Annotated in this window: 9 protein-coding genes; 4 read left to right on the forward strand and 5 right to left on the reverse strand. The window is 62.0% G+C overall.

All coding sequences use genetic code 11. The features are described 5' to 3' along the window. Nucleotides 1-902, reverse strand: a 902-nt coding sequence (locus tag EOA32_RS29865; RefSeq protein ID WP_145971386.1) for a D-alanyl-D-alanine carboxypeptidase family protein, incomplete at its 3' end; no start/stop codon positions are given. A 288-nt stretch (nucleotides 903-1190) separates the two neighbouring features. On the opposite strand from EOA32_RS29865, the gene EOA32_RS29870 reads away from it, so the two are divergent. Continuing rightward, entirely contained in the window at nucleotides 1191-1520 is a 330-nt protein-coding gene (locus tag EOA32_RS29870) for a phasin family protein (protein WP_066992785.1), read from the forward strand. 10 nt (nucleotides 1521-1530) lie between these two features. Here EOA32_RS29870 and EOA32_RS38890 read toward each other — a convergent pair whose 3' ends face one another. Then, entirely contained in the window at nucleotides 1531-1707 is a 177-nt protein-coding gene (locus EOA32_RS38890) for a hypothetical protein (protein ID WP_156751000.1), read from the reverse strand. Nucleotides 1708-1796: 89 nt separating this feature from the next. Here EOA32_RS38890 and clpS point away from each other — a divergent pair, with 89 nt between their 5' ends. Together clpS and clpA are read left to right on the forward strand one after the other, a co-directional pair. Further along, nucleotides 1797-2123 (forward strand): ATP-dependent Clp protease adapter ClpS, encoded by a 327-nt coding sequence (gene clpS, locus EOA32_RS29875; protein WP_041000825.1) that lies wholly within the window; start codon nucleotides 1797-1799, stop codon nucleotides 2121-2123. A gap of 6 nt (nucleotides 2124-2129) precedes the next feature. Continuing rightward, nucleotides 2130-4595, forward strand: a complete 2466-nt coding sequence (clpA, locus tag EOA32_RS29880) for an ATP-dependent Clp protease ATP-binding subunit ClpA (protein WP_066992605.1) — start codon at nucleotides 2130-2132, stop codon at nucleotides 4593-4595. 237 nt (nucleotides 4596-4832) lie between these two features. On the opposite strand, the gene EOA32_RS29885 is transcribed toward clpA, so the two are convergent. Further along, nucleotides 4833-5831 carry a phosphatase PAP2 family protein gene (locus EOA32_RS29885; RefSeq protein WP_245499426.1) on the reverse strand — a complete coding sequence of 333 codons (999 nt, stop codon included), beginning with the start codon at nucleotides 5829-5831 and terminating at the stop codon, nucleotides 4833-4835. A 308-nt stretch (nucleotides 5832-6139) separates the two neighbouring features. After that, the gene (locus EOA32_RS29890; RefSeq protein WP_066992609.1) at nucleotides 6140-6568 is read right to left on the reverse strand and encodes an HIT family protein; all 429 of its coding nucleotides are present in this window, start codon (nucleotides 6566-6568) and stop codon (nucleotides 6140-6142) included. A gap of 155 nt (nucleotides 6569-6723) precedes the next feature. On the opposite strand from EOA32_RS29890, the gene EOA32_RS29895 reads away from it, so the two are divergent. After that, on the forward strand, nucleotides 6724-6888 hold the full coding sequence (locus tag EOA32_RS29895) for a cytochrome oxidase subunit III (protein WP_095780537.1): 165 nt from the start codon (nucleotides 6724-6726) through the stop codon (nucleotides 6886-6888). 21 nt (nucleotides 6889-6909) lie between these two features. Here EOA32_RS29895 and EOA32_RS29900 read toward each other — a convergent pair. Further along, nucleotides 6910-7784, reverse strand: an 875-nt coding sequence (locus tag EOA32_RS29900) for a GNAT family N-acetyltransferase (RefSeq protein WP_128373631.1), incomplete at its 5' end; no start/stop codon positions are given.

Here is a 7784-nt window from a genome sequence, read left to right on the forward strand (position 1 = left end):
GCCAGAGCCTTGATCGGATTGCCGCCGCCCGCCTTGGCGATCAGGTTGCCGCCGCCGCGGGTCGAGGCGCGCGGCAGATAGGTGTTGATCAGTGAAGCCATCTGGTTGTCGCGGCTGCGGCCGGAAGCGCCGCCCATCACCACTGCGACGAGGCGGCGATCGCCATCGGCGACTGAGGAGACCAGGTTGTAGCCGGAAGCGCGCGTGTAGCCGGTTTTGATGCCGTCGACACCCTTGATGCGGCCGAGCAGGCGATTATGGCCGTTGATGCGCTGGCGGCCATAGAGGAACGAGCGCTGCGAGAAATAGCCGTAATATTGCGGGAAATGCTCGCGGAGCGCGATGCCGAGCATCGCCATGTCGTGCGCCGTGGTGAACTGGCCCGGGTCGGGCAGGCCATTGGCGTTGCGGAAGACAGTGCCGTTCATGCCAAGCTGGCGTGCCTTGGCCGTCATCATGCGGGCAAAATTGTCTTCGCTGCCGCCGAGCAACTCGCCCAGCGCGGTCGCCGAGTCGTTCGCCGACTTCGTCACCATCGACAGGATCGCGGTCTCGACCGGCACCGACCCGCCGGCGCGCACGCCGAGCTTGGTCGGCGGCTCGGACGCGGCATGGGCCGAGAACGGCACCGGCGTGTTCTTGCCGATCCTGCCCTTCGCCAATGCCTCGAAGGTGAGGTAGAGCGTCATCATCTTGGTGAGCGAAGCCGGATAGCGCCGGCCGTTGGCGTCGGCCGAATAAAGCACCCTTCCGGTCTTGGCGTCGACGACAATCGCGGCAGACTTTGCCGCCATCGCGGAGGCGACATCGGCGGCGACAATCGTCACCGCGAGCGCGGCAATCATGATCGCCTTGAAGGAGAATGAAGATTTGGAGACGAAGCCCGACAACGCCTGACGCACCGTTACTTACCCTGAATTTTCGTTGCCCCGGAGGCGGCAGAGGGGTGCCTGCCTCACTTCCGGCCAAGCTATCGCGGTCAGCGTTACCAATCCGTTTATGGTAACCGCCGCGTTCACCATTTTCTGGCGATTTGAGCCTCTGTTTATTCGAACTTTAGCGGTCGCTGTCGCGCGGAGCCCTTGCGGCTCAAGGCAATCTTGACTTTTGTGCAGCGCACAATATATTCCGGTGCATTGCACAAGGGCGCCCGGGGCTAAATGGGCGTTTCAACCAAGGGAAGGCATGAAATGACCCAGACCTATGAGGACTTCGCGAAATACGGCAAGGAGTTTGCCGACACCGGGCTGAAGAGCTTTGCCTCGCTCACCAAGGGTGCGCAGGCGATCGCGACCGAAGCCGGCGAATACACCAAGAAGAGCTTCGAGGCCGGCAGCGCCGCCTTCGAGAAGCTGTTCTCGGCCAAGTCGATCGAGAAGGCCATCGAGATCCAGACCGACTACGCCAAGCAGAGCTACGAGAGCTTCGTGGCCGAGGCCAGCAAGATCGGCAATCTCTATGCCGAGCTCGCCAAGGAAGCCTACAAGCCGTTCGAATCGGTCGTCGCCAAGGCGAAGTAATTTCGTCCGATCACATCGGGCAGGCTAGCCGGCCCGCAAAAACAACCCGGTCGCGGAAGCGCGGCCGGGTTTTTTCATGCGCCGCCGCAACCACCCGCGCCTTGCCGCATTCACGATTGAGAAATTCGCTGAAGTTTGCGTACCTAGCCATATTGTCAGCTAAACAGAAGGGCTTAAAATCGGCCATCGAAGACCTACATGTTGAACTCGCATGAGGATTCGAAAAGGCAGGACTACGTGACGATCGGTTTGACTGCCACGGCAGGCGTGGTGCGAATGCAAGGTGACGGCGACCGCAACGATCCCGGTCGCGGCACGGCGGTCATCACGCGCACCAAAACCAAGACAAAAAAGCCCAGCCTCTACAGGGTCCTCATCCTTAACGACGACTACACTCCCATGGAGTTCGTGGTCCACGTCCTGGAGCGTTTTTTCCAGAAGGACCGCGAGGCCGCCACACGCATCATGCTGCATGTTCATAATCATGGAGTGGGCGAGTGCGGGGTCTACACATTCGAGGTGGCCGAGACCAAAGTGTCTCAGGTCATGGATTTCGCCCGACAGAATCAGCATCCGCTGCAATGCGTGATGGAGAAGAAGTGAGGTAACATGCCGGCTTTCTCCCAAGGCCTGGAAAAGGCGCTACATCAGGCGCTGACATTCGCCAACGAGCGGCATCATGAATATGCTACGCTCGAACACCTGCTGCTGGCGCTCATCGACGACACCGAGGCGGCCGCGGTGATGCGCGCCTGCAATGTCGATCTCGACGAGCTCAAGCACACCGTTCTGACCTATATCGACACCGAGCTCGACAACCTCGTCACCGGTTACGACGAGGATTCGAAACCGACCGCCGGGTTCCAGCGCGTCATCCAGCGCGCCGTCATCCATGTGCAGTCGTCCGGCCGCGAGGAGGTGTCCGGAGCCAATGTGCTCGTCGCAATCTTTGCCGAGCGCGAAAGCCATGCGGCCTATTTCCTGCAGGAACAGCAGATGACCCGCTACGACGCGGTCAACTACATCTCGCACGGCATCGCCAAGCGCCCCGGCGCTTCGGAGTCGCGCACGCCGCGCGGCGCCGACGATGAGCAGGGCGGCCAGAACGGCGCCGAGCCGCAGGAGGACGGCGGCAAGAAGAAGCCGCAGGACGCGCTGACAGCCTACTGCATCAACCTCAACAATAAGGCCAAGGCCGGCAAGATCGATCCGCTGATCGGCCGCGAAAGCGAGATCAATCGCACCATCCAGGTGCTGTGCCGCCGCTCCAAGAACAACCCGCTCTATGTCGGCGACCCCGGCGTCGGCAAGACGGCGATCGCCGAGGGCCTTGCCAAACGCATCGTCGAAGGCGACGTGCCCGAGGTGCTGCAGGACGCCACCATCTTCGCGCTCGACATGGGCACGCTGTTGGCCGGCACCCGCTATCGCGGCGACTTCGAGGAGCGCCTGAAGCAGGTCGTCAAGGAGCTCGAGGACTATCCGGGCGCGGTGCTTTTCATCGACGAGATCCATACCGTGATCGGGGCAGGGGCCACGTCCGGCGGCGCCATGGATGCCTCGAACCTGTTGAAGCCGGCGCTGTCGTCCGGCGCGATCCGCTGCATCGGCTCGACAACGTACAAGGAGTTCCGCCAGTTCTTCGAGAAGGACCGCGCGCTGGTGCGGCGCTTCCAAAAGATCGACGTCAACGAGCCGACCATCGAGGACGCCATTGAGATCATGAAGGGCCTGAAGCCCTATTTCGAGGAGTTCCACAAGGTCCGCTACACGAGCGAGGCGATCAAGGCTTCGGTGGAGTTGTCGGCCCGCTACATCAGCGACCGCAAGCTGCCGGACAAGGCGATCGACGTGATCGACGAGACCGGCGCCTCGCAGATGTTGGTGCCTGAGGCCAAGCGCAAGAAGACGATCGGCATCAAGGAAATCGAAGCGACGATCGCCACCATGGCGCGCATCCCGCCGAAGACGGTCTCGGCGGACGACGAGAAGGTGCTGCAGGGTCTCGATGTCGAGCTGAAGCGCGTCGTCTACGGTCAGGATACCGCGATCACAGCGCTGACGTCGGCGATCAAGCTGGCGCGGGCGGGCCTGCGCGAGCCGGAGAAGCCGATTGGCTCCTACCTGTTCTCAGGGCCGACCGGCGTCGGCAAGACGGAAGTGGCCAAGCAACTCGCGGCCTCGCTGGGCGTCGAGCTGATCCGCTTCGACATGTCGGAATATATGGAACGTCACACCGTCTCGCGGCTGATCGGCGCACCTCCCGGCTATGTCGGCTTCGACCAGGGTGGACTGCTGACCGACGGTGTCGACCAGCATCCCCATTGCGTGCTGTTGCTCGACGAGGTGGAGAAGGCGCATCCGGACCTGTTCAACATCCTGTTGCAGGTGATGGACCACGGCAAGCTAACCGACCACAACGGCAAGCAGATCGACTTCCGCAACGTCATCCTGATCATGACGACCAATGCGGGCGCATCGGACGCTCAGCGCGCGGCGATCGGCTTCGGCTCGACCAAGCGCGAGGGCGACGACGTCGAGGCTATCAACCGGCTGTTCACGCCCGAATTCCGCAACCGTCTCGACGCGATCATTCCGTTCGGCTCGCTGCCGATACCGGTGATCCATCAGGTGGTGCAGAAATTCGTCATGCAGCTCGAGGCTCAGCTTTCCGAGCGGGGCGTCACCTTCGACCTGTCGCCGGACGCGATCGCCTGGCTGGCCGACAAGGGCTATGACGAGCGCATGGGCGCGCGTCCGCTCGGCCGCGTCATTCAGGAGCACATCAAGAAGCCGCTGGCCGACGAGGTGCTGTTCGGCAAGCTGAAGAAGGGTGGCACGGTGCGCGTCACCGTCGAGAAGAAGGAAACCGGCGAGACCGGCCTGAAGCTCGAATCGTTGGCCGATGAAGCTCCGGTGAAGCCGAAGAAGGAAGAGCCGGAGGACGCGCCGAAGCCGAGGAAGGCGGCGGCGAAGAAGCCTGCCGCCAAGAAGGCCGTGGCGCAGAAGCCGGAGCCGAAGGGCAAGGACGGCGGCAAGCGAAGCCTGGTGCCACAGCTGCCCCGCAAGGGCTGATCGACCTGAAGCGCGTCCCGCTGAAACGGATTCAGGCGGCGCGCGCTAGGTGCTTGTTACCAAAACGGCCGCCCGTCTTTGGGCGACATGCATTGCAGTCAAAAAGCACCGGCAACGGGGCTTTTTGACTGGGAGGAACCGGCACGTGACGGCTGGCCAAATCATCCATACGGAATGGCGCGCGGCCCTCAGGAAGTCGAGCATTGCCGCCCCGGGAAATGTTTGCTGGCTGCAGAGTCAAGCAACGCCGTCCGGCGCGAAGCGTGTCAGGAAATATCCGCACGCCTTCCAGATCATGATCGACAAGAGCGCACCCGCGTAGCCGTCGATGGCATAATGCCAGCCAAGCGCGACTGAGCCGACCATTATCATGGCAGCGAATGCCCACATCAGGATACCGGCCGGCCGGGAGCGCTGCGTTGCGTACAAAGAGAAAAGCACCGCCATCGCCACGTGCATGGACGGGAAAGCGGATATGCCGATGCTGCCGACGGTCGCGCCGGTATAGCCGCTCCATAGCATGTCCTGCGTGCTAAGCGCCCAGATCGGATAGATGCGATCGGCGGCGGCGAGTGCCTGCATGAGGGGACGGAAGTCACCGCCGAGTCCCAGTCGCTCGTAAAAGCACGGCCCTGCCGACGACAGCCCCATCGCCAGGAAGAAGCCGCCAAGCGTCCATATCAGCATGAAGCTCATCAGGAACTGATGACGCAGCTTCGTATCTGTGCGCGTGATGCAGGCGGTGAAAACCGTGGCGATGAGCACGATGAACCAGAAATTGTAGGCGAGATTGAGCATCCTCAATGCAAATGGCGACTGGACGACAAACCACAGCCATTCGTCCGGGGCTCTACCGAAATGCAGGATCCGATCGGCGTGGGCCAGCGCCTTGTCCCATGCAAAAGGGGAGAGGATTGCGATGGCTCCTTTCAGAACGCCGACGGCGGATACGAAGGCGATGCTGGCGGTCAGGCCGTTGAGGCTGTTGGCCGTGCGTTCGGCGTCGCCGAAAAAGCTGCCCAGCGATTTCAGGAAGGTGCCGAGCGGTTCGGGGTCCCGTTTGACCAGCGCAAGGTGGAGAAAGATCCCAAGTGCAAAGACGCAACCGCAGATCCAGAAAGCGATCAAAAGGTACTCAATGTATTCTTTCAATATGCCGAAATCCGGCATGTTTCCGGTGCGCATGCCGATCGCTATTGCCAGAAGCAGAGCGCCGACGGCCAAGGCGTGAAGCAATCTGTGTCGTCGAAAGGCGTGTGCCAGGGCGATCAGAAAAGCCCGTCCGCCAGCCATCCTCGCAAGGGGGGTCGACGCCGCAACCGAATTGTCCATGGTTTGAAACCCAATAGCTCGCCACGCCTCAGCGTTCTACAGCGAGATGGTTCGATATTTCCTAACCAAACGATTCGAGTGCAAACGGTCGCATCCGGGCGCCGCACGCGGCCGGCCGGGGAAAAACGCGCCGGGGTTGTCGCGGCAAACCGATATAGGATCGTCAGTGCGAGGCTGTCAGTCGGCCTTCAACGGCGACGGGGCCGCGCGCTTTAGTTTCCCAGTGCCGCGCGGATCTTGCCGGCGTTCTCGGCCAGCACTTCCGGCTTTTCCATCTGCCCGGAATGAGGCTTCAGCGGCACGCCGTCGAAGCGCGGAATGACGTGGACATGGAGATGGTAGACGGTCTGCCCGGAGGCCGGCTCGTTGAATTGCATCAAGGTGACGCCGTCGGCGTTGAAGGCCTTTTTCACGGCAACCGCCACCTTCTGCACCACGGCAAACAGCGGACCGAATGTTGCCGGATCGGCGTCGAGGATATTGCGCGACGGCGCCTTCGGCACCACCAGCGTATGGCCGACCCCTTGCGGCATCACATCCATGAAGGCTACGACCGCATCGTCCTCATAGATGCGGTGCGAGGGGATTTCGCCGCGCAGGATTTTCGCAAAGATGTTGCCGGGATCGTAGGCTTCGGCCATGGCGGGCACTCCGGATTAGGTCGTCGTCCGGTGTAGCGAAGCCGCTTCCGAGCGGCAAGACGATTGAGCCGATCTGTCGGCAGCGCGGTCGGCCATCGCTGTTGCATGATCGCAGGTGTTGTCGTCTGATACGTCAATGTCAGGATGGAGCGACTGTGAAGTGGATCGTCGCCGGATGGCTGTTGTTCATTGTGTCGGCGCTGTTCTTCATCGCCGCCGCGTGGCGCGCAGGCGATCTGCTGGCGCTTGGCGGCGGCATTTTCTTCCTGGTTGCCTGCTTTTCGTTCCTCGTTCCGATCGCGGCCCGAAAGCCGCAATGACTGTGGATGGCAAGGCCCGAGCTATTCCTTGAGATCCTTGCGGAACGGGGTGTGCTCTTCGAGATACTCCCCCATCCGCTCCACCTCGCGACGCTCGCGGCGAAGGTAGTCGGCAACCGCGTTGCGCAGGCCGGGATGGGCGATGTAGTGCGCCGAATGCATGGTCACCGGCTGGTAGCCGCGCGCCAACTTGTGCTCGCCTTGCGCGCCGGCCTCCACCACCTTCAACTTGCGCTCGATCGCGAAGTCGATCGCCTGATGGTAGCAGACCTCGAAATGCAGGAAGGGGTGATCCTCGATGCAGCCCCAGTTGCGGCCGTAAAGCGCGTCGGACCCGATGAAGTTGATGGCGCCCGCAACGTGGCGGCCGTTGCGCTTGGCCATGACCAGGAGAATGTCCTCGGCCATGCGCTCGCCGATCAGCGAGAAGAACTGGCGGTTGAGATAAGGGCGGCCCCATTTCCTGCCGCCGGTATCCATGTAGAAAGCGAAGAAATCGTCCCAGGCGCGTTCGGTGATGTCCCTGCCGGTCAGCCAATCGATGCTGATGCCGTCGGCCAACGCCTCGCGACGCTCCTTTTTCATCGCCTTACGCTTGCGTGAGGCGAGCGTGGCGAGGAAGTCATCGTAGCTCGAAAAGCCTTCGTTGAAGAAATGGAACTGCTGGTCGGTCCGGTGCAGGAAACCCGCTGCTTCGAGCGTCGCAATGTCGGGCTCGGCGGCGAAAGTGACATGCGCGGAAGACACGCCGAGCTTGTCGGTCACCAATTTCAGGCCGGCGGCGAGGCCGGCCCTCACCGCGCCTTCGTCCTCGCCCCTGCTTACGAGCAGGCGAGGCCCGGTGACCGGCGTGAAAGGCACCGAGCATTGCAGCTTGGGATAATAGCGTCCACCTG

Origin of the sequence: Mesorhizobium sp. M1A.F.Ca.ET.072.01.1.1 (genome assembly GCF_004023325.1) — a bacterium.
Classification (GTDB): Bacteria; Pseudomonadota; Alphaproteobacteria; order Rhizobiales; family Rhizobiaceae; genus Mesorhizobium.